The sequence below is a fragment of the Streptomyces sp. NRRL B-1140 genome (assembly GCF_001280065.1).
Taxonomy (GTDB): Bacteria; Actinomycetota; Actinomycetes; order Streptomycetales; family Streptomycetaceae; genus Streptomyces.
Window position 1 is genome coordinate 44,119 of record NZ_LGEA01000101.1, and the last position, 18,503, is coordinate 62,621.

Consider the following 18,503-nt stretch of genomic DNA (forward strand, 5'->3'; position numbering starts at 1 on the left):
ATGAGTGCTCTGTCCGCACGGCGCATCGTGTCCGGCGCGCTCTGCGCCGCCCTTCTGGTCGGGATCACCGGCCCCGTCGCCATGGCGGCCGAACCGTCCCGGGGGCACGGTCACCGTGCGGCGCCGGAGGCCCGGCTTCCCGGCGCGGACGCGCGGCTCGCGCAGGTCGCGAGAGTGAACTGGGGCGAGCTCACCCCCGTCGCCGATCTGCTGAACGCCGTACTCCGGGACAGCGACGGGACGCTGCCCCCGGCCGAGGCCCAAAGGCTGGCAGCCGCCGCGAAGGCCGCCCTGGCCGAGTCGCACGCCAGGGACACGCGGACCTCGCTCGTGTCGACGGTGGTGCGGCTGCCGGCTCCCGCCCTGCCCGCCGCGGTACCCGGCGTGTCGGTGCCGCGCGCCGCCGACCCCGTGACCGACCTGCTGGACCTCGTGGCCGGAGCGGTCGACGGCCTCCTGGAGACGATCACCTCCGGTGTCGGCAGCGTCCTTCCCTCGGTCGACGACCTGCTGGGCGGGGCCGGCGACCTCATCGCCGCGCTGACCGGGGGCGTCCCGTCACTCCAAGAGGAGCCGGCCGTGTCCACACCGTCCGACGAGGTGGCCGACGAGTCGTCCGAGACCTCGTCGACAGCAACCCCGGAGGAGACGGCCGTCACGCTCCCCGGTGTGCCGCTGCTGGAACCGGTACTGCCACCGGCATCCTGAGCCCCGCCCGGTCGTGGCGCCGCCCCCAGGGGAGCGGCGCCACGACTGTTGTTCTTCAGTCTTTTAATAGATTTCGTATGAGGTATTGGCAATCTTCGGCATCTCCGGTTTCCGCCCAGGCCAGGGCTCGTTAGGCACGGCGACAGAATTCCCTCCGGCGACGCGCGTTGCCGAAGAAAGGAACACGATGAAGTCTCTGAAGGCTGCCGCCGTCTTTGCCGGGTCTCTGATCGCCGCCGGTTCCGCCACGCCCGCGTTCGCCTACGAAGCTCCTCAGCAGGGCCCGACCGGCTACAGCGCCCCCGACCAGGCGCCGGCTGCTCAGAGTGCTCCATACCAGGCGCCCGCCCCGCAGCAGGCTGCGCCGTACCAGGCACCGGCTCCGCAGCAGGCTGCGCCGTACCGCTCCGCAGCAGGCTGCGCCGTACCAGGCGCCCGCCCCGCAGCAGGCTGCGCCGGCCCCGCAGCCGGCTCCGGCCCCTCGCCCGGCCGCGGAGCAGGCGCCCGCAGCGGCGGAGGGGCACCGTGCCCGGGACCTGGCAGCCACCAGCATCAGCGGCGACGCGACCACTCGCGTTCCGCTCGACGTGACTGCCGAAGGTTCGAACGCCCTGCTGCCCACGGCCAAGGAAGCCGTGTCCGCCCTGAACGACGCCAAGCCGGCACACGGCAACCTGTGGCTGTAGGGCCGAGACCCCCCCAGCCAGGAGGCGGTCCCCAGCGGCGCTGGGGACCGCCTCCTTGTCGTTCCCCCTGGTGCAGCTGATCGGAGGACTGCCTCTCATGTCACTGCAATGGCCGGAAGGGCGCGGCCCGTCACCGAGGCCGAGCGGCACCGCGGACTACGAGCACGGACTGCGCGCACGGACTGCGCGCCGTGCACAGGGCGCCGTCGTTCCTCACCGGTCCGTCAGCTCATCGAGAGGGCAACTGGACCGTCGCCGCAGGAGAGACGGACCCGAATCCGGAAGGCTGGGGTGGGGAACGACGCGGCACCTGCCGGCGCAATCACAGCAGGGTGCACCGCTGGGACGGCGGTGCGACCCCCGACCGGGCCTCCGTCAACGACCCTGTCCTCCCGGAGAACGTCAGCCACATGTACCGGTACGCGAGATGAGGGGGCTGCACGGCGAGAGCCCCGGCGCTGGGGGCGCCGGGGCTCTCGGGGGGAACGGCAGGCTCAGTGGCCGTGGCCGTGAGAGGCCTTCTTGCCGGCCTTCTTCTTGTCCTTCTCGTCGTCGCCGTTCTTGCAGACGTTGCCGGAGGCCTCGTTCAGTGCACCGATGATGGTGACGGTGTTCCCGCACACGTTGATCGGCACGTGGAGCGGAACCTGGACCACATTGCCCGACAGGAAGCCCGGCGAACCGATCGCCGCACCCTTGGCGCCGGCGTCCGCCGAGGCCAGACCGGCCCCGCTGAGCACCATGGCGCCCGTCCCCAGTGCGACAGCGCCAACCTTCGCGATGTGAGACATCACGTTCTCCTTAACGATTTGGATGAGTGCGGCAGCAGCGCGCGACCGCACTGCCCCTTCAACGCGATGGCCAGGGACCGGTCACGGCTGCCGAGAAGATGGTTTTTTCATGAAAGTTGCGCGTGTGCGCGTTTTGTCTGTGAAGAGCGGGAAAAAATCGTCTACCGTCAGCGACTGTAAGTGACCGATCCAACACGGAAGGTGTTGGACCGAGAAACGGAGAAGTAATGCGCAAGTACCAGAAGGCCGCGGTCGTCGCGGCCATGCTCGGCAGCGTCAGCTTCCTCGGTGCTGGCGTCAGCCAGGCCTACGGTGGCGACAAGCCGAACGTGGACATCGACAGCGTCCAGAGCAACGCCTGTGGCAACGAGTCGCAGTCGGGCGTTCTGAACATCGGCCGCGCCAACGTCCAGATCCTGGACATCCTGGTCAACCAGCCCGTGGACCAGTCCACGTCGGTGACCTGTGGCAACGCCTTCGGCATCGGTAAGTGAACCGTCGCTGACCAGGTGATCTGAGCGGGCCCCGGGTCCGGACCTCGTGTCCGGACCCGGGGCCCGCTCGCCGTTGTGCGGTCCTGTCGGCCCCGCGACGCCGCAGGTTCCTCACGGGCATTTGAAGAAAATGGCGCGACTCGGCGTTTCGGCTGTCAAAAGCCGCGAACGTCTCCTAGGTTTAACACTGTCGGTAAGCGGTCCATCACGGCCCGTGTTCGACGTGAGAAACGGAGAGGTAATGCGCAAGTTCCAGAAGGCCGCGGTCGTCATGGCCGCGCTCGGCACCGTCACCTTCCTCGGCGCCGGCGTCAGCCAGGCCGGCGACGGGTCGTCGCTCGAGGTGGACAGCACGCAGTCCAACGCGTGTGGCAACGAGTCGCAGTCGGGCGTCCTCAACATCGGCCGGATCAACGTTCAGGTCCTGGACATCCTGGCCAACCAGCCTGTGGACCAGTCCAAGTCGGTTACCTGCACCAACGCCTTCGCTCTGGGCGGCGGTCACTGAACAGGTGATCCGGGCGGGCCTTGAGACTCGAACGATGTTTCGGGACCCGGGGCCCGCCCCCGGCTTTTGCCGATGAAAGTTCTCGAAGGTCCCCGTCGTCCACGCGGGGAATCGCCGTAAAGGAGTATGGACATGCCGAATGCAAAGAGGATCGCAGTCGTAGCGGGGGTTCTGTGGAGCGTGGCTCTCATCGGAGCCGGGGCCGGTCAGGCCTTCGCCCTTGACGGCTCGGGCGGGTCCAGTGGCTCCGGCAAGTGCGTCGATGACGGCAAGGGGAATGTTCGCTGCGTGCACGAGGCCGTATATCGCGACAAGAACGGGGACGTCCACGTCGTCGCGAGCCAGGCGCAGAGCTGTTCGAGCGAGGGCTGCAGCAGCAGTGTCGTCATCGGCGGCAAGGACCACTGACGTCCGAGGCAGCGGGGCGCCTTTGTTCACGTCGGCGCCCGTCTCGCTGGTCCACCCTTCGGTCGGGAATGGCCGGGACCCGTTACCGGGTCCCGGCCATTCGCATGTGCGGAGGGCCGCCCGCTCACGTGCGGCGCCCGACGGGCGGGTTCAAGGCAGCCGTCGCACCGGCGCGCCATCGAGGAACGCGCGGATGTTCTCGACCGCCTGCCCGTAGTAGGTCGCGTAGTTGGCCCGGGAGACATAGCCGAGGTGCGGCGTGGCGAGGAGGCGGGGTGCCGTGCGCATCGGGTGGCCCGCGGGAAGGGGCTCGATGTCGAAGACGTCCACGCCGGCGCCGGCGATACGGCCGCTGTGCAGGGCGTCGAGAAGGGCGTCCTGGTCGACGATCGCCGCGCGTGAGGTGTTGATCAGGTAGGCCGTCGGCTTGAGGAGGGCAAGTTCCGACCGGCCGAGCAGGCCACGCGTACGGTCGCCGAGGGCGAGGTGGACCGACACGAAGTCGCTGTCCGCCAGCAGTTCCTCTTTGGAGGAGGCGAGTTCCACACCGACCTCGGCGGCGCGCTCCCGGGTGAGGTTCTGGCTCCAGGCCCCGACCCGCATGCCGAAGGCGAGCCCGACCTGCGCGACCCGGCTGCCGATCTTCCCCAGGCCGAGCAACCCGAGACGCCGGCCGTGCAGATCGGCACCGACGGTGCTCTGCCAGGGACCGCCGGAGCGCAGGGCGTTGCTCTCCTGGACGAGCCCGCGTGCGAGGCCGAGCAGCAGCGCCCAGGTCATCTCGACCGGCGGGGTGGAGGAGCTGGCCGTGCCGCACACCGTGACGCCGTGGGCCTCGGCGGCCGCGTAGTCGATGACGGAGTTCCGCATGCCGGAGGCGACGATCAGTTTCAGCCGGGGCAGCCGGGCGATCAACGACCCGGGGAACGGCACGCGCTCGCGCAGGGTCACGACGATGTCGAAACCGGCCAACGCGGCGGCCAGATCGTCCTCGCCCTCGATGTGCCGGTCGAAGGCCACGACCTCCACGTCGTCCGCGACCCCCGTCCAGTCGGCGACCTCGGTCGCCACCTTCTGAAAGTCGTCCAGCACAGCACAGCGCAGCCGCACGGCTTGCCCCCTCCTGGTCCAGGGTTCGGGTCCGGATTGGTCCGGGTGGGCGATTCTGGCTCGGGCCCGGTCCGGGATGGCGTTGACGTTGGCAGACCATGATCGCGCCTGCCGTGAGCCGCCCGCTAGTGACAGATCCTCCACCACCGCCTCGCGCCGCCCCCTTCGTGCGGACTCCGGGCCTCCTCCATCGCAGTCATGGGCGGAACCCCTACGCCGAGCGTGACCCGCGGAAAGCCCTGTCCAAGGGAGGGCCCCTCGCCATGGAGGTGGAGTCGTGGGCGGGGAACTGCACATCAAGGTAAGCGCGTCAGATGATCGTGACGACTTCCCAGACCTTGCTGCGAACGGCGAATCTCGACGACCTGGACCCGGTCGTTGACCTGCATACTCAAGCGCGCACAGCGTATTACCAGGCAGGAGGATTATCGGAGGCGGAGCTCACCTCTCCTGAGGCACGCTCTGTTCGACGAGAAATGTGGATGCGTGCCGTGCAGGACGACGCCCGGACAGTTCTGTGCGCCGTGAGCGACAGTGAGATCGTCGGCATCTTGGCGATGGGCCCTCCGCTGGAGGCTGACCTGGATGCCTCGGCCGTCGGCCAGCTGCACCAGATCCACGTCCGCCCCGGGCGCTGGGGGCAGGGGATCGGTAGCCAGTTGCACGCCGCCTTTCTGCAGCTCCTTCGCGATGCTTCTCTGACGAGCGGGGTGCTCGAAGCATGGGAGCGCAACAGCCGAGCCCAGGCCTTCTACGCCCGGCATGGATGGAAACCCGACGGGCACCGCCGGCCCGGCCCCGGCCACGCGAACTATGTGCGTATGCAGCTGGTCTTGGGGCCGTCCTCCTGAGAGCCTGTGCGTCGCCAGGCGGCCGTCGGAGCGACTTCGGGCTGGAGTTGCCACGGGCGAGTGATCATGGGGCCGTGAGCTTCCGGCGCGTCGGGCAGTCTGTGGACCTGCCCGTCTTCGACGGTGGTGCAGCGCAACGTCGCCAAGCTCGTGTAGGTCCAGGCCCCTCGATACCGGGTTGGTCGCGGTCTGCCCGTTGCCGAGGGGGAGCAGTGGCGGGAAACCGGCCTGGTCTCTGACGGAGCAGCGGCCGCACTGGACAAGCTGGGAGACCTGCTGTCCGGCGAGGACGGGGTCGTTGCCGTCAGCGTTGCCGTCAGAGACACGAAACGCCCTGGAGGGGAGATCCCCTGTGGGGCGTTTTTGCTGGTGAGAGGTGGCGCCCCCGGCAGGACTCGAACCTGCGGCCAAGCGCTTAGAAGGCGCCTGCTCTATCCACTGAGCTACGGGGGCCGGGTGTGGTGGCCTCTGTCTGGTGCCCTGGTGTGGGCCGAACCGTGACGTTGCCGGGGACAAGGATAGGGCTCCCGCGTCCTTGCCCCTGTCGCTTCGCCTCCGTGGCTCGATGTGGAGGTTCGGTGAAGCGGTCCTGATAATCGCAGGCAGGTACGAATCGTGCACCGCTTTTGGCGTCAGACGCATCGGGTGTTGTGCACTCGTTATGCCTGGAGTGTGCCCGTGTCCCAGTCGTCCCTTCCGTCCCTTGTGTCCTATCGGCGCGCAGACATGCTCATATGCTTCAGAATTCCCCTAAAATTGGGCATTCTGCACATGTGGTGACCTTGGACGTACGGCCTCAGCTGCTCGACGCACTCTCCGCCCTGCGCGACCGTGTCGCCGCCGCACGCTTCCCGCTGCCCCTGGCGGGGGCCCCACGCGCGCGTGCCAACCGCGACGAACTTCTCGCGCAGCTCGACGACTACTTGGTGCCCCGCTTGAGGGACCCCGAAGCGCCGCTTCTGGCCGTCGTGGGCGGGTCGACCGGAGCCGGGAAATCGACACTGGTGAACTCCCTCGTGGGGCGGCGGGTCAGCGAGGCGGGCGTGCTGCGGCCGACGACACGCACCCCCGTGCTGGTCTGCCATCCGGAGGACCACCACTGGTTCAGCGGGATGCGGGTGCTGCCCGATCTCACCCGTGTGTGGGTGCCCCAGCAGGAAGCCACCGAAGACCTCCTGCTCCCCGGAGAGGACCCCGCGCGCGTGCTGCGCGTCGAGTCCGCCGAGACCCTCCCGCCCGGCCTCGCCCTCCTCGACGCACCCGACATCGACTCCCTGGTGTCCGACAACCGGGTCCTGGCCGCCGAACTCATCTGCGCCGCCGACATCTGGGTCATGGTCACCACCGCCGCCCGCTACGCCGACGCCGTCCCCTGGCACATGCTGCGCACCGCCAAGGAGTACGACGTCACCCTCGTGACCGTGCTCGACCGTGTACCCCACCAGGTGGTGAACGAGGTGTCACGGCAGTACGGTGCCCTGCTCACCAAGGCCGGGCTCGGCGAGGTGCCGCGCTTCACCGTGCCCGAACTGCCCGAGTCCGCCTTCGGCGGTGGCCTCCTGCCCGCCACCGCCGTCGCCCAGTTGCGCGGCTGGCTGATCCACCAGGCCCAGGACCCCGCGGCCAGGCAGCACGTCATCGCCCGCACGGCGTACGGCGTCCTCGACTCCCTCAAGTCCCGGATGCCCGAACTGGCCGGTGCCGCCGCAGCGCAGTACGCCGCCGCACTGCGGCTCACCTCCGCCGTCGAGACGGCGTACGACAGCGAACACACGCGCGTGCGGGGCCGGCTGCACGGCGGGGCGGTCCTCGCCGGGGACGCGCTCAAACGGTGGCGTGCCTTCCCCCTGGACTGCACCGCCGGTGAACTCCTCGACGCGCTCGTGGAGAGCCTCGGCGCGCTGCTGCTGTGCGCCGTCACCGCCGCCGACGAGCGCATCGACGACGCCTGGCGGCGCGAACCGGCGTCCGCCGCCCCGGAACTCGCCGCACGCGACGCGGCGGCCGACAGCGCAGAACAGCGCATCGGGCTGGCCGTACGGCGATGGCGGCGGGAGCTGGAGGAGCACGCCGAGGACGAGGTGCGCGAACTCGACCGCACTCTCGCGCCCGACCCCGAACTGGTCGCAGCCCTGGTCGCCACCTCCCTGCTCGGCGGCCGCCGGGGCCGGATGGCCGGGGAGGGGCTCGCCGAGCGCATCGGCGCCCACGGCGCGCTGCGGCTGCGCGACCGGGCCGGGCGGCTGCTCACCGACCACGTGGACCGCGTCCTGCACGCCGAACGCGAGCGCCGGCTCGCCCCGCTCGACGCGCTGGACGTCCACCCCGAGCCACAGGCCGAACTCATCGCCGCGCTGTCCGTTTTGCAGAAGGAGAGGTGACCGGTGACCGCCGTCACTGACCAGGACCCCACCGAGCACGCCGATCAGCCGGACGACGACGCCCGCAAGGCGGCGGGCACCGCCGGCCGGCCCGCCCCGGACGGCGAGCGCGCGGCGCGCACCGACTCCGCCGAGACCTGGGACGACGGGCTCATCGCGCGCCGGGTCAACGAGACAGCCGAAGGAGGCCGGTTCCCCGTGACGGACAGCCGCTCCGCCGCCCCGCCGACGGTGACCCCACTGGTGTACGAGAAGTCGCTGCGCTCCAGGCTGGAGGCGCTGCGCCAGTTGGTGGGGCTCTCCCGTACCCGGCTCGACAGCCGGACGCTGTCGCAGGCCGGCCGGGTGCTCGACGAGGCGTCCGCGCGGCGCAGGCTCTCCGGGCAGCACACCGTCGTCGCCATCGCGGGCGCCACCGGAAGCGGCAAGTCGCAGCTGTTCAACGCGCTCGCGGGGGTGACCATCTCGGAGACGGGCGTACGCCGTCCGACCACCGCGGCGCCCATCGCGTGCAGTTGGAGCGACGGGGCGGCCGGCCTCATCGAACGGCTCGGCATCCCGCCCCGGTTGCGCCGCCGCCCGCTGCCGTCCGGGGACGGCGAGTCGCCGCTGCGCGGACTCGTCCTGATCGACCTGCCCGACCACGACTCCGCCGCCGTACAGCACCGTCAGCACGTGGACCGCATCCTGGGGCTCGTCGACGCGGTCATCTGGGTCGTCGACCCGGAGAAGTACGCCGACGCCGTGCTCCACGAGCGTTATCTGCGGCCCATGGCGGCCCACGCCGAGGTCATGTTCGTCGTCCTCAACCAGATCGACCGGCTGCCCGGGGAAGCCGCCGAACAGGTCCTCGACGATCTGCGGCGGCTCCTCGACGAGGACGGCATCGCCCTCGGGGAGTACGGCGAACCGGGCACGACCGTGCTCGCGCTGTCCGCGCTCACCGGAGACGGCGTGGGCGATCTGCGGGAGGCCCTCGGGCAGTTCGTCTCGGAGCGCGGCGCGCCGAACCGTCGTATCTCGGCCGATGTGGACATGGCCGCGGCACGGCTGTGGCCCGTCTACGCCACCCAGCGGCGGACCGGGCTCAGCGAACAGGCCCGGGAGGAGTTCTCCGACCGGCTCGCGGACGCGGTGGGTGCCACGGCGGCGGGCGAGGCGGCCGAGCGGGCGTGGCTGCGCAACGCCAACCGGGCCTGCGGTACGCCCTGGCTGCGGCTGTGGCGCTGGTACCAGGACCATGGCGAGCCCACCACGGGGCGGCTCCCCGGACGCACGCAGGCCGACGAGGAGGCGACCGCCCGTCAGCGCGTCGAGCAGGCGGTGCGGACGGTGGCCGACCGGGCGTCGGCCGGGCTGCCGGCGCCCTGGGCGCAGGCGGTGCGCGAGGCGGCCGTGCGTGGCTCGCAGGGGCTGCCGGAGGCGCTGGACGAGCTGACCGCGCGTGCGGGCGTGCCGGCGGGGCGGCCGCCGCGGCCCGGGTGGTGGCCGGTGGCCGTACTCATCCAGGCGTCGATGACGATCCTGCAGTTCCTGGGCGGCTTGTGGCTGCTGGGCCAGATCATCGGGGTCGTGTCGCCCAACCTGGGGGTGCCTGTGCTGCTGATGGTGATCGGCATCGTCGGCGGTCCGCTCATCGAGTGGAGCTGCCGGATGGCGGCCCGCGGCCCGGCCCGGCGCTACGGCCTGGAGGCGGAACGCCGATTGCGGGAGGCGGCGTCCGGATGCGGCAGGGCCCGGGTGCTGGACCCGGTGGCGGCGGAGCTGCTGCGCTACCGGGAGGTCCGGGAGCAGTACGCGAGGGTGGTGGGTACGGGGCGGTGATGTTCCTGGGACCGGTGAGGCTGTGGGTGGAGCAGTGGGCTAGGGGTGGCCGGTGAGGCTTTGGGGGCCGGTGAGGCTTTGTTGGGTGGACCAGTGAGCCTCTGCCTGGTCTGGTGAGGCCCCTGGAGGGGGGAGGGGCGGGGAGGCCGGAGGGTGCGGCTGTGCGTGCCCGGGGTGTCGCTGTCGCTCCTCCGGCGGCGCGCGCATTCGCCGTCACCCCTGCGAGTGGCGGCGTTGTCCACAGGCCGGCCGTGGTCCACAGCGCTCAGCGGGCCCGGCCCGGCGGCGGCAGTCTGGCAGACGCAGCCGTACGGGACGGGCCCGTACGCGTGTCGGCCCGGTGCGTAGCCGTAATCCGGGCGAGGGAGGGTTCGCGATGAACGAGACGATGGTCTGCGCGGTGGGCAGGGTGGCGACGCAGCCGGTGTACCGGGAGATGGCGTCAGGCCCGTCGGCGAGGTTCCGGCTGGCGGTGACCGCACGTTACTGGGACCGCGAGAAGAACGCGTGGACCGATGGGCACACCAACTTCTTCACGGTGTGGGCCAACCGCCAGCTGGCCACGAACACAGCGGCCTCCTTGACGGTCGGTGAACCCGTGATCGTGCAGGGCAGGCTGAAGGTACGGACGGACGTCCGCGAGGGGCAGAGCTGGACATCGGCGGACATCGACGCGGTGGCGATCGGTCACGACCTGGCGTGGGGCACGGCGGCCTTCAGGCGCGCGGGCAAGACGGAGGCAGCCGCCCCCACTCCGACGCAGCCCGAGCCCAACTGGGAGACCCCTTTGGAGGGTTCGGAGGAAGAGGCGGCGGCTCGCGCACAACAAGCAGCAAATGCAGTTGTTCTGACATAACGTCAAGCAGCAGGGCCCGCCCGGACTGCGGCTTATCGGCGAGTGCGCACCGAACGACCAGGGGCGATTTGTCGATAAGCCCTGCTCGCCGGGGGTGTTGGCGATAACGATTCCGAGTCGGATCACTCGTCCGACCGTCTGACCGGCGGGCGAGGTCTCCCGCGTCCCTAGGATGCCGGACATGGCTCTCGGGACTTCTGTGTCCGGTGAGGCTTCTGATTCTGCAGGTGGGACCGTCCCCCCACATCAACAGGTCCTGCTCGAAGGGGAATTTGGTGTTTGCTTCGTTCTCTGAGCTGTTCGTACGCAGGCGAGGCGCGGCCCGCCTCGCCACCGCCACGGTGGTGTCCGGCCTTGTCGCCGCGGGCGGGCTGGCCGGTGCCGACCGGGCGGCCGCCGACGATACGACGCAGAGTCAGGGCGGGGCGGCCGCGACGATAGGCGGCCTCAAGACGTTCGGCGCGGCGGTGATACACGCCGGCACCGGTGACCAGGAGATCTCGGCGGGCCTGTTCGAGATGTCCGTCGACGGCGGCGGCATGCTGCAGACGTACTGCGTCGATCTCCACAACCCCACGCAGCGGGACGCCAAGTACCACGAGACGCCCTGGAGCGGCACGTCCCTGGGGGCCAACCAGGACGCCGGCAAGATCCGTTGGATCCTGCAGAACTCCTACCCGCAGGTGAACGACCTCGCGACGCTGGCGCGCAAGGCGGGCGTGCGGGGCGCGCTGACCGAACAGGACGCGGCGGCCGGCACACAGGTGGCGATCTGGCGCTACTCGGACGACGCCGCCGTCGACGCCCTCGATCCGCAGGCCGAGCAGCTCGCGGACTATCTGGAGAAGAGCGCCCGCAACCTTCCCGAGCCCCGCGCCTCGCTCACCCTCGAGCCGTCCGCGGTCTCCGGTCGGCCGGGCGAGCTGCTCGGACCCGTGACGGTGCGCACCAACGCCGGCAGCGCGACGGTCACCCCGCCCGCCGACGCCGCCACGAGCGGGGTGCGGGTCGTCGACAAGCAGGGCAAGGCCGTCACCTCCACGTCCGACGGCGGTCAGGTGTACTTCGAGGTGCCCGAGGACGCGGCGCCTGGCACGTCGGAACTGACCGTGCAGGCCTCGACGACCGTGCCGGTCGGCCGGGCCTTCGCCTCCGAGAGCCGCAGCCAGACGCAGATCCTGGCCGGTTCCAGCGAGTCGACGGTGTCCGCGACGGCCGGGGCGACGTGGGCGAAGCAGGGCGCGGTCCCGGCGCTGTCGGCGGCGAAGAACTGCGCCGAGGGCGGCGTCGACATCATCGCGTCCAACAAGGGCGACGAGCCGTTCACCTTCGAACTGGCCGGGCTGCAGCACACCATCGCCGCGGGCGAGTCCCGCACGGTGACGGTCCCGCTCCAGGAGGACCAGGCCTACGACTTCACCATCCACGGCCCCAACGGTCTCGAGAAGCGCTTCACCGGCATGCTGGACTGCCGGACGCGTGGCAGCGACACCGGCACGACCACCCAGACCCTCAGCGAGCCGAGCCCGATGACCGTGGGCGGCACGGCCTCCGACACCAACCTCGCCGAGACGGGCAGCTCCGGCATGACCCCCCTGATCGCGGGCGTCGCGATCGGCCTGGTCGTGATCGGTGGAGCCACCCTGATCGTGCTGCGTCGCAGGGAGCCGACGTCGGGGGAGTGACCCGGGCGGACACCGGCCCGGCACCTGACCGGGAGTGTTCGGGCGCCGGCCGATACGGACGGCACGGAGCCACGCGGCGAGGCGGTCCACGGCGCTGATCTCGTCGTCGATCCAGATGGACGGCCGCTCACTGTCACCCGGCGTGCAGCCGAGAGCGGAAAATCGAATCTCGGATTGATCCCTGCTCGGCTTCGCTCATGCCGGTGTTCTTCACATCGGCTCCCAGCGCGATCGAGGATGGGCCAGCCGTTTGCCGATTCGCGCCTGGTCCAGGCGTGCGCGTCGGCAGTAGGGGCGGCCTGAGCCGGGCCGGTGGTCGCGAAGGCTGATGCTGCCCCGGTCCCGAGGCCGAGACCGAGAACCCGTCTACGCGTCAAGCGCGTTGCCACGGGGGGCCCTTCTGCGCTTCGAGCGGTCGATGAGTATCAAGGTGAAGCAGACGGTCGCGCAGGCCAGCCCGGCGTAAAGCAGAGGCGTGGTCCAGAACGCCCCATCGTTGGTGCTGTATCCGCTGCTCCAATGGCAGGTGACGGATGGGGGGAAGTGATGGACGGTCGCCGACTCCAGGCTGTAGTCCCGCCCGGTGTCCACGTAGTCGCCATTGGCGGTCCTCGTGGCACAGAGGTCGAGCGGATTCGCGTAGGCGAGACCGTAGAAGGTTCCGGCACCGTAGGCGGCGAGAGCTGCTGCGCTTCCCACCGCAGCCAGACGGGCCTTCCGTGAGGGCTTCTTCCTGGTGACCCACAGTGCGTACGGGAACACTCCGATGAGGAAGAGGAGGAGCGTGATCGCGGGCGGGCCGAAGAGAGCGAAGAGGGCCATGCGTCCTGACGCTACTTCGATCCAAGGAGACGCTGCTGGTTGGCCTGATACTGAGCTCGCCTGTTGACGCTGCTCTGACGGGGGTCGCTGCCGATTCGGTGAGCGTCTCGTTCCAGCCAGAAGGTGTCTGTTCCGTCGGTGCCCTTGTATTCCTCGATCTGATTGAAGGACAGTTCGCCGGCGGGTGCTTGGGTGTATCCGTTCCCCCAGTAGTACTCGGCCAGGGAACTGCCGTTGTCCTGGAAGATCGGAAAGACCCGGAGCCCGCCATTGAAGATGGTGGAGAGTTCGCCTTCGTCGAGCATCTTCGATCCGCCGTCGGCCGACGCCTCTTTAAGATGCCTGCCGACGTATCGGTAACCGTCGTTAGGAGAACCGCTGGAAGGTGGTGACGAAATCCGTCAGATTGCTTCCGTCCGCGGTCGACAGGGCCTCCCCCCGAGGGGCCAGGCCCTGTCACGCGTTGGCGTAGTCAGCCGCGCACGGTCAAGAGTGAAGCGCTCGCCCATGCGAAGGCCGTGAGGGACGGCACGCTGGTACGCGGACACCCGGACGTGGTCAGTCGCACGGTGCGACGTACCGGGCTCGGTCGATGATCGCTACGCCGTCCGACCACATGATCGCGGTCACTCGGGAGCAATTGTTCCAGCCGGCGTCGTGGTTGCCCTCGCCTTTGACCGGGCCTGCGTACTGCGAAAAGGTCCCCTCGTCCACCTTGCAGTCCACACCGGTTTTGTTCGGGCACAGCTTCAGCTTCATGCGCTTCGCCGTGCCGAGGTTGTTGTCGAACACCGCGCAAGCCCCCGACACTCTGGTCGTGGACCTCGTGTACGTGAACAGGGTGCCGAATCGACGGGCGTCCGGGAGCTGCTCGGCGGACTCGAGTTCGTACCCGGATCCGCAGAGAGTCGCAGTGGCGCGGACAGCGGCAGGGTTCTCCGCCGCGACAGCACGGGTACGGGGGTCACTGGATCCGTTCTCGGAGAACTTCACGCTGGTCCCGGGCACGATCATGCTGCTGCCTGAGGGACCGTGGTCATCGGCCATGGCCTGCGGAGTGAAGGCGAGAACAGAGAAGAGAGAGGCCGACAGGGCGAGATTGCGTATCAGTCTGCGCATGGAAAGTCAGGTTTCCTCATCGAGAGAGAGCAGGTTCACGACCGTAAGCGGCTTCTTGAGGCGCTCACCGGGAGTTGGGCATGGGCGCACACCGGCGGGGAACTGCACAGGTCGCATCGGTGGGCACGAAAGACCGGCGAAAAGCCATGAGCGATGTGTCCCCCTGGTAGTGGCTCCCGGTCGTTGAGTGGTCGCCTGGTCGGGCAGCTTGGTCCGGCTGCCTCATGCGGGCATCACAATAGGCATAAACCCGAGCCGAAGTGCAGTGATATATGCCGGTCGACGGAAGGGATGGCCTGAACGCCTCATGAAGGAAGAAGGCCGCAGCGGTTGACGTATTCGCTGGGTACCTCGGCAATTGAAGGTGTGCCGCATGTGAAACCCGGGTGAAGCAACAGTGATTGTTGGCTGGTTTCCGCCCCCTGAGTGACCGGTATCCGGAGAGTCCTCTCAGACCTCTCCGGTCGCAACGCGCCTGAGCGGTCCCTGAGCTGCAGCGGAGCGCTGTGCGGGCGACCGTCGAGAGGGGCCTCACTTCTCGGCATCCGGACGGCCCCACGCGTCACACCTGCCCGGCGCACGTACCACAGTGACGAAGGGCGGCTTGAAGATCCGGCACGCGCGGCGGCTCACGAGGCGCTCGGCAGGTCCTGCGGCGGGCTGACGACCAAGGTCCGTCTCGCCTGCGACGGCCGGGGCCTGCCCCTGGCCGTCGTCGTCGCCCGGCCAGGGCACCGCCGAGGGCGGAGACATGGGCGGGGGAATCCAGAAATTGCTTGTGCTCGCGGGATGCCCGTGCGGAAGGATGTGCGCATGATGCGACCCGCGCGTGCGCTGCTCCCCCTTCTCTTGTTGCCGGTTCTCCTTACAGGATGTGACGCGGACAAGAGCGGTGGTACGGCCGCCGACAGCGCCGATCTGGACGCCGCCGCGGGCGACTGGGGCGTCGCGCCGGAACTCGTCTATGTCACCGAGGTCTCCGGCTACAGCGTGTTCCAGGAGTCGGTTGGCGAGTACAACGGCGAGTTCGCTGCCGCGTATCGGTCCGAGAAGGGGTCCACCAAGTTCGGCCTCTTCGTAGGACGTGGCACGATGACGGCAGAGAGCTGCCCCAAGCAGCCGCTGGGCGAGGTGTCGGAGAAGCAGGTCACCTGTGAGCACGACGGCGACGCCTGGTACCGGAAGGCCGGTGGCAGCCACGAATACGCGGTACCCGGCGACGGCGTGGTGATCCATCTGATCGCTGATGTGGACAAGGTCGACCGCGCCGTTCTGCGTAAGGCAGCCGAGGCGGCCCACCGTCCGGACAACGCCGAATTGGCCGCACTCCTGCCGACCACCGACGGCGCGGACACCTGAGAGGACGGCATGAAGGACGGCCGGCCCCGGCCCGGTCATCGACCCAAGGCCCTGGCTGTCTGACGGGCGCGGCGGGCAGTCCCTTGCCCGATGACTACCTGGCGCCTGCTTGAGCGCAGTGACAGCATTCCCCGGCTGCCCCCGGTGCTGCCCTGGCACTGGCAGGATCCAGCAGACGGCAGTTGCAGAAGGGCTTCGCAGGCCTCACGCACTGTTCCGCTGACATCCAACGCTGCGGTCACGGCGAGTGAGCGAGCCGCTGCCGAGTCGGATGCGCCCTGAGCTGGGGTGAGGTGAGCTCCAGAGCCCGGTTGTCCTGCCCGGCAGCCATGTGGTCGAGCCATCGTTCATACCAGGCGAGAAAGTCCGGGGCTGAGGAGACGTTCGGGCCCCAGAAGCCGTCGGCGTTGCCGATGAGCATGCGCCCGGTGAGAGGGCCGGTCATGCCTATGAGGACGAGATCGCTGCAGCCGCGTTCGATGACGTGCAGGAACAGGTCACCACGGCGGGTGGGGCGATAGGCCCGGCTGAATCCCCTTGAGCCCGTGCCGGCGTCTCCGGAGTTCATCGTGAAGAGCGTGCAGTCCTCCAACGGGATCAGTCCGTAGTACGGAGACGCACCACTGCCGCCCATGTTGGTGAGGAAGTCTCGATAGGGCTGCGGAAGTTCCACGTCATGCTCGGCCTGAAAGGCATCTGCCTGCCCCTTGGTGAGGCGGGGGCCGAGACGAAATTCGTGCTGCTCCTCCCCGAAGGAGTGGCTTCGGTTCGGCGCGTAGGGGATGCGTGCCAGCTTGCGTCGCAACCGCGGGATGCGGGAGTCCATGCGAGCTCTTCTCTCGTGTCGCACGCAATCTATCGCACGGCACCAGAGCTCATCCTGCGAGCAGGACTCGCTTCCCCAGCAGCTGGAAGCCCGCCCGGCCGAACATCCGGCGCCTGAGCGTCTTGATCCGGTTGACGTCGACGCCGGAACTCCACGGCAGGACCGGACAGCAGATGTCCACCGCCGGCGGACATCGTCGTGCCCGCCGCTCACTGCGAGATCGTCTGCGAGATCCCGCGCCTGAAACCGACCAACGGCGATCGACAGTGACAGGCCAGTCTCAGCAGTCCATCACAAAGACCCAGGTCAGGACCGCCCAGCCATACGCGTTTCCGCCCAGCCCTGGCGGTACGGCAAGATGGGGTGTATCTGCCCACTGCCAGTTTCAAGCTGCCGGACGGTTTCTCTTGGCTGAGTTCATTTACACCATGCGCAAGGCGCGCAAAGCGCACGGCGACAAGGTGATCCTCGACGACGTGACGACGAGCTTCCTCCCGGGAGCGAAGATCGGCGTCGTCGGCCCGAACGGCGCCGGCAAGTCGACGATCCTGAAGATCATGGCCGGCATCGAGCAGCCGTCCAACGGTGACGCCTTCCTCACTCCCGGTTACACGGTCGGCATCCTGCTCCAGGAGCCCCCGCTGAACGAGGAGAAGACCGTCCTGGAGAACGTCCAGGAGGGTGTCGCCGAGATCAAGGGCAAGCTCGACCGGTTCAACGAGATCGCCGAGCAGATGGCGACCGACTACACCGACGAGCTCATGGACGAGATGGGCAAGCTCCAGGAGCAGCTCGACCACGCCAACGCGTGGGACCTCGACGCGCAGCTGGAGCAGGCCATGGACGCCCTGGGCTGCCCGCCCGGCGACTGGCCCGTCACCAACCTCTCCGGTGGTGAGCGCCGCCGCGTCGCGCTGTGCAAGCTGCTGCTGGAGCAGCCCGACCTGCTGCTGCTCGACGAGCCCACCAACCACCTCGACGCCGAGTCGGTGAACTGGCTGGAGCAGCACCTCGCGAAGTACCCGGGCACCGTCGTCGCGGTCACCCACGACCGGTACTTCCTCGACAACGTCGCCCAGTGGATCTGCGAGGTCGACCGCGGTCGCCTCTACCCCTACGAGGGCAACTACTCCAAGTACCTGGAGACCAAGGCCGCCCGCCTCAAGGTCGAGGGCCAGAAGGACGCCAAGCGGCAGAAGCGGCTCAAGGAAGAGCTCGAGTGGGTGCGCTCCAACGCCAAGGGGCGCCAGGCCAAGTCCAAGGCGCGTCTGGCCCGCTACGAGGAGATGGCCGCCGAGGCCGACAAGATGCGGAAGCTGGACTTCGAGGAGATCCAGATCCCGCCGGGCCCGCGCCTGGGCAACGTCGTCGTCGAGGTCAACAACCTCAGCAAGGGCTTCGGCGACAAGCTGCTGATCGACGACCTCAGCTTCACGCTGCCGCGCAACGGCATCGTCGGGATCATCGGCCCGAACGGCGCCGGCAAGACCACCCTGTTCAAGATGATCCAGGGCATCGAGCAGCCGGACTCCGGCGCCATCAAGGTCGGCGACACCGTCAAGATCTCCTACGTCGACCAGAGCCGCGAGAACATCGACCCGAAGAAGTCGCTGTGGGCCGTGGTCAGCGATGAGCTCGACTACATCAACGTCGGCCAGGTCGAGATGCCGTCCCGCGCCTACGTGTCCGCCTTCGGCTTCAAGGGTCCGGACCAGCAGAAGCCGGCCGGCGTGCTCTCCGGCGGTGAGCGCAACCGCCTGAACCTCGCGCTCACCCTCAAGCAGGGCGGCAACCTGCTGCTCCTCGACGAGCCGACCAACGACCTCGACGTCGAGACCCTCTCCAGCCTGGAGAACGCGCTGCTGGAGTTCCCGGGTGCGGCCGTGGTCGTCTCCCACGACCGGTGGTTCCTGGACCGGGTGGCCACGCACATCCTCGCCTACGAGGGCGAGTCCAAGTGGTTCTGGTTCGAGGGCAACTTCGAGTCGTACGAGAAGAACAAGATCGAGCGGCTCGGTCCGGACGCCGCCCGTCCGCACCGCGCCACCTACAAGAAGCTGACCCGGGGCTGATCG

At 69.0% G+C, this 18,503-nt stretch carries 18 protein-coding genes, 1 tRNA gene and 1 pseudogene; 13 read left to right on the forward strand and 7 right to left on the reverse strand.

Annotated features, from left to right (window positions below; genetic code table 11):
* Together ADK65_RS20325 and ADK65_RS38590 are read left to right on the forward strand one after the other, a co-directional pair.
* The gene (locus ADK65_RS20325; protein ID WP_053671742.1) at nucleotides 1-708 is read left to right on the forward strand and encodes a hypothetical protein; all 708 of its coding nucleotides are present in this window, start codon (nucleotides 1-3) and stop codon (nucleotides 706-708) included.
* Nucleotides 709-1,034: 326 nt separating this feature from the next.
* Nucleotides 1,035-1,394, forward strand: coding sequence for a hypothetical protein (locus ADK65_RS38590; RefSeq protein ID WP_159038811.1), 360 nt, complete (start codon nucleotides 1,035-1,037; stop codon nucleotides 1,392-1,394).
* Nucleotides 1,395-1,888: 494 nt separating this feature from the next.
* Here the strand turns inward: ADK65_RS38590 and ADK65_RS20330 are convergent, their stop codons facing one another.
* On the reverse strand, nucleotides 1,889-2,185 hold the full coding sequence (locus ADK65_RS20330) for a chaplin (protein WP_053671743.1): 297 nt from the start codon (nucleotides 2,183-2,185) through the stop codon (nucleotides 1,889-1,891).
* 227 nt (nucleotides 2,186-2,412) lie between these two features.
* On the opposite strand from ADK65_RS20330, the gene ADK65_RS20335 reads away from it, so the two are divergent.
* The 3 genes from ADK65_RS20335 (at nucleotide 2,413) to ADK65_RS20345 (ending at nucleotide 3,595) form a co-directional block, all read left to right on the forward strand.
* A complete protein-coding gene (locus ADK65_RS20335; RefSeq protein ID WP_053671744.1) occupies nucleotides 2,413-2,679 on the forward strand; it encodes a hypothetical protein in 267 nt (88 codons plus the stop codon).
* 241 nt (nucleotides 2,680-2,920) lie between these two features.
* Nucleotides 2,921-3,187 carry a hypothetical protein gene (locus ADK65_RS20340; protein ID WP_053671745.1) on the forward strand — a complete coding sequence of 89 codons (267 nt, stop codon included), beginning with the start codon at nucleotides 2,921-2,923 and terminating at the stop codon, nucleotides 3,185-3,187.
* Nucleotides 3,188-3,319: 132 nt separating this feature from the next.
* A complete protein-coding gene (locus ADK65_RS20345; RefSeq protein WP_053671746.1) occupies nucleotides 3,320-3,595 on the forward strand; it encodes a hypothetical protein in 276 nt (91 codons plus the stop codon).
* A 150-nt stretch (nucleotides 3,596-3,745) separates the two neighbouring features.
* Here ADK65_RS20345 and ADK65_RS20350 read toward each other — a convergent pair whose 3' ends face one another.
* A complete protein-coding gene (locus ADK65_RS20350; RefSeq protein ID WP_053671747.1) occupies nucleotides 3,746-4,705 on the reverse strand; it encodes a D-2-hydroxyacid dehydrogenase family protein in 960 nt (319 codons plus the stop codon).
* Between the two features lie 314 nt (nucleotides 4,706-5,019).
* Here ADK65_RS20350 and ADK65_RS20355 point away from each other — a divergent pair, with 314 nt between their 5' ends.
* The gene (locus ADK65_RS20355; protein ID WP_063788038.1) at nucleotides 5,020-5,556 is read left to right on the forward strand and encodes a GNAT family N-acetyltransferase; all 537 of its coding nucleotides are present in this window, start codon (nucleotides 5,020-5,022) and stop codon (nucleotides 5,554-5,556) included.
* 377 nt (nucleotides 5,557-5,933) lie between these two features.
* Here the strand turns inward: ADK65_RS20355 and ADK65_RS20360 are convergent.
* Nucleotides 5,934-6,009 (reverse strand) — tRNA-Arg (locus ADK65_RS20360).
* Nucleotides 6,010-6,329: 320 nt separating this feature from the next.
* Between ADK65_RS20360 and ADK65_RS20365 the strand changes: the two genes are divergently transcribed.
* From ADK65_RS20365 to ADK65_RS20380, 4 genes are all read left to right on the forward strand, one after another.
* Nucleotides 6,330-7,937: a dynamin family protein gene (locus ADK65_RS20365; protein ID WP_053671748.1), complete on the forward strand. Its 1,608-nt coding sequence runs from the start codon at nucleotides 6,330-6,332 to the stop codon at nucleotides 7,935-7,937.
* Between the two features lie 3 nt (nucleotides 7,938-7,940).
* Complete coding sequence (locus ADK65_RS20370) at nucleotides 7,941-9,761, forward strand: YfjP family GTPase (RefSeq protein ID WP_053671749.1); 1,821 nt, start codon at nucleotides 7,941-7,943, stop codon at nucleotides 9,759-9,761.
* A gap of 376 nt (nucleotides 9,762-10,137) precedes the next feature.
* Nucleotides 10,138-10,617, forward strand: coding sequence for a single-stranded DNA-binding protein (locus ADK65_RS20375; protein ID WP_053671750.1), 480 nt, complete (start codon nucleotides 10,138-10,140; stop codon nucleotides 10,615-10,617).
* Nucleotides 10,618-10,892: 275 nt separating this feature from the next.
* Nucleotides 10,893-12,302, forward strand: coding sequence for a Cys-Gln thioester bond-forming surface protein (locus tag ADK65_RS20380; protein WP_078956067.1), 1,410 nt, complete (start codon nucleotides 10,893-10,895; stop codon nucleotides 12,300-12,302).
* A gap of 366 nt (nucleotides 12,303-12,668) precedes the next feature.
* Here ADK65_RS20380 and ADK65_RS20385 read toward each other — a convergent pair whose 3' ends face one another.
* From ADK65_RS20385 to ADK65_RS20395, 3 genes are all read right to left on the reverse strand, one after another.
* Entirely contained in the window at nucleotides 12,669-13,124 is a 456-nt protein-coding gene (locus tag ADK65_RS20385; protein ID WP_053671751.1) for a hypothetical protein, read from the reverse strand.
* Between the two features lie 11 nt (nucleotides 13,125-13,135).
* Nucleotides 13,136-13,522, reverse strand: coding sequence for a glycoside hydrolase domain-containing protein (locus ADK65_RS20390; protein WP_078956068.1), 387 nt, complete (start codon nucleotides 13,520-13,522; stop codon nucleotides 13,136-13,138).
* A 160-nt stretch (nucleotides 13,523-13,682) separates the two neighbouring features.
* On the reverse strand, nucleotides 13,683-14,243 hold the full coding sequence (locus tag ADK65_RS20395) for a hypothetical protein (protein ID WP_053671753.1): 561 nt from the start codon (nucleotides 14,241-14,243) through the stop codon (nucleotides 13,683-13,685).
* Nucleotides 14,244-14,846: 603 nt separating this feature from the next.
* Here ADK65_RS20395 and ADK65_RS38895 point away from each other — a divergent pair.
* Nucleotides 14,847-14,978 (forward strand): annotated as a pseudogene (locus ADK65_RS38895) (IS5/IS1182 family transposase); the annotation flags it as partial.
* Between the two features lie 78 nt (nucleotides 14,979-15,056).
* Nucleotides 15,057-15,602 carry a hypothetical protein gene (locus ADK65_RS20400; RefSeq protein WP_078956069.1) on the forward strand — a complete coding sequence of 182 codons (546 nt, stop codon included), beginning with the start codon at nucleotides 15,057-15,059 and terminating at the stop codon, nucleotides 15,600-15,602.
* Nucleotides 15,603-15,840: 238 nt separating this feature from the next.
* Here the strand turns inward: ADK65_RS20400 and ADK65_RS20405 are convergent, their stop codons facing one another.
* Nucleotides 15,841-16,428: an SMI1/KNR4 family protein gene (locus ADK65_RS20405; RefSeq protein WP_053671755.1), complete on the reverse strand. Its 588-nt coding sequence runs from the start codon at nucleotides 16,426-16,428 to the stop codon at nucleotides 15,841-15,843.
* 407 nt (nucleotides 16,429-16,835) lie between these two features.
* Here ADK65_RS20405 and ettA point away from each other — a divergent pair, with 407 nt between their 5' ends.
* The gene (ettA, locus tag ADK65_RS20415; protein WP_053671756.1) at nucleotides 16,836-18,500 is read left to right on the forward strand and encodes an energy-dependent translational throttle protein EttA; all 1,665 of its coding nucleotides are present in this window, start codon (nucleotides 16,836-16,838) and stop codon (nucleotides 18,498-18,500) included.
* Nucleotides 18,501-18,503 lie beyond the last annotated feature (3 nt).

Excerpts from the sequence above, each read along its gene's own strand:
- ADK65_RS20325 (WP_053671742.1), top strand. The coding sequence starts at position 1 with ATGAGTGCTCTGTCCGCACGGCGCATCGTGTCCGGCGCGCTCTGCGCC.
- ADK65_RS20330 (WP_053671743.1), bottom strand. The coding sequence starts at position 2,185 with ATGTCTCACATCGCGAAGGTTGGCGCTGTCGCACTGGGGACGGGCGCC.
- ADK65_RS20335 (WP_053671744.1), top strand. The coding sequence starts at position 2,413 with ATGCGCAAGTACCAGAAGGCCGCGGTCGTCGCGGCCATGCTCGGCAGC.
- ADK65_RS20340 (WP_053671745.1), top strand. The coding sequence starts at position 2,921 with ATGCGCAAGTTCCAGAAGGCCGCGGTCGTCATGGCCGCGCTCGGCACC.
- ADK65_RS20345 (WP_053671746.1), top strand. The coding sequence starts at position 3,320 with ATGCCGAATGCAAAGAGGATCGCAGTCGTAGCGGGGGTTCTGTGGAGC.
- ADK65_RS20355 (WP_063788038.1), top strand. The coding sequence starts at position 5,020 with ATGATCGTGACGACTTCCCAGACCTTGCTGCGAACGGCGAATCTCGAC.
- ADK65_RS20375 (WP_053671750.1), top strand. The coding sequence starts at position 10,138 with ATGAACGAGACGATGGTCTGCGCGGTGGGCAGGGTGGCGACGCAGCCG.
- ADK65_RS20385 (WP_053671751.1), bottom strand. The coding sequence starts at position 13,124 with ATGGCCCTCTTCGCTCTCTTCGGCCCGCCCGCGATCACGCTCCTCCTC.
- ADK65_RS20395 (WP_053671753.1), bottom strand. The coding sequence starts at position 14,243 with ATGCGCAGACTGATACGCAATCTCGCCCTGTCGGCCTCTCTCTTCTCT.
- ADK65_RS20400 (WP_078956069.1), top strand. The coding sequence starts at position 15,057 with ATGATGCGACCCGCGCGTGCGCTGCTCCCCCTTCTCTTGTTGCCGGTT.
- ADK65_RS20405 (WP_053671755.1), bottom strand. The coding sequence starts at position 16,428 with ATGGACTCCCGCATCCCGCGGTTGCGACGCAAGCTGGCACGCATCCCC.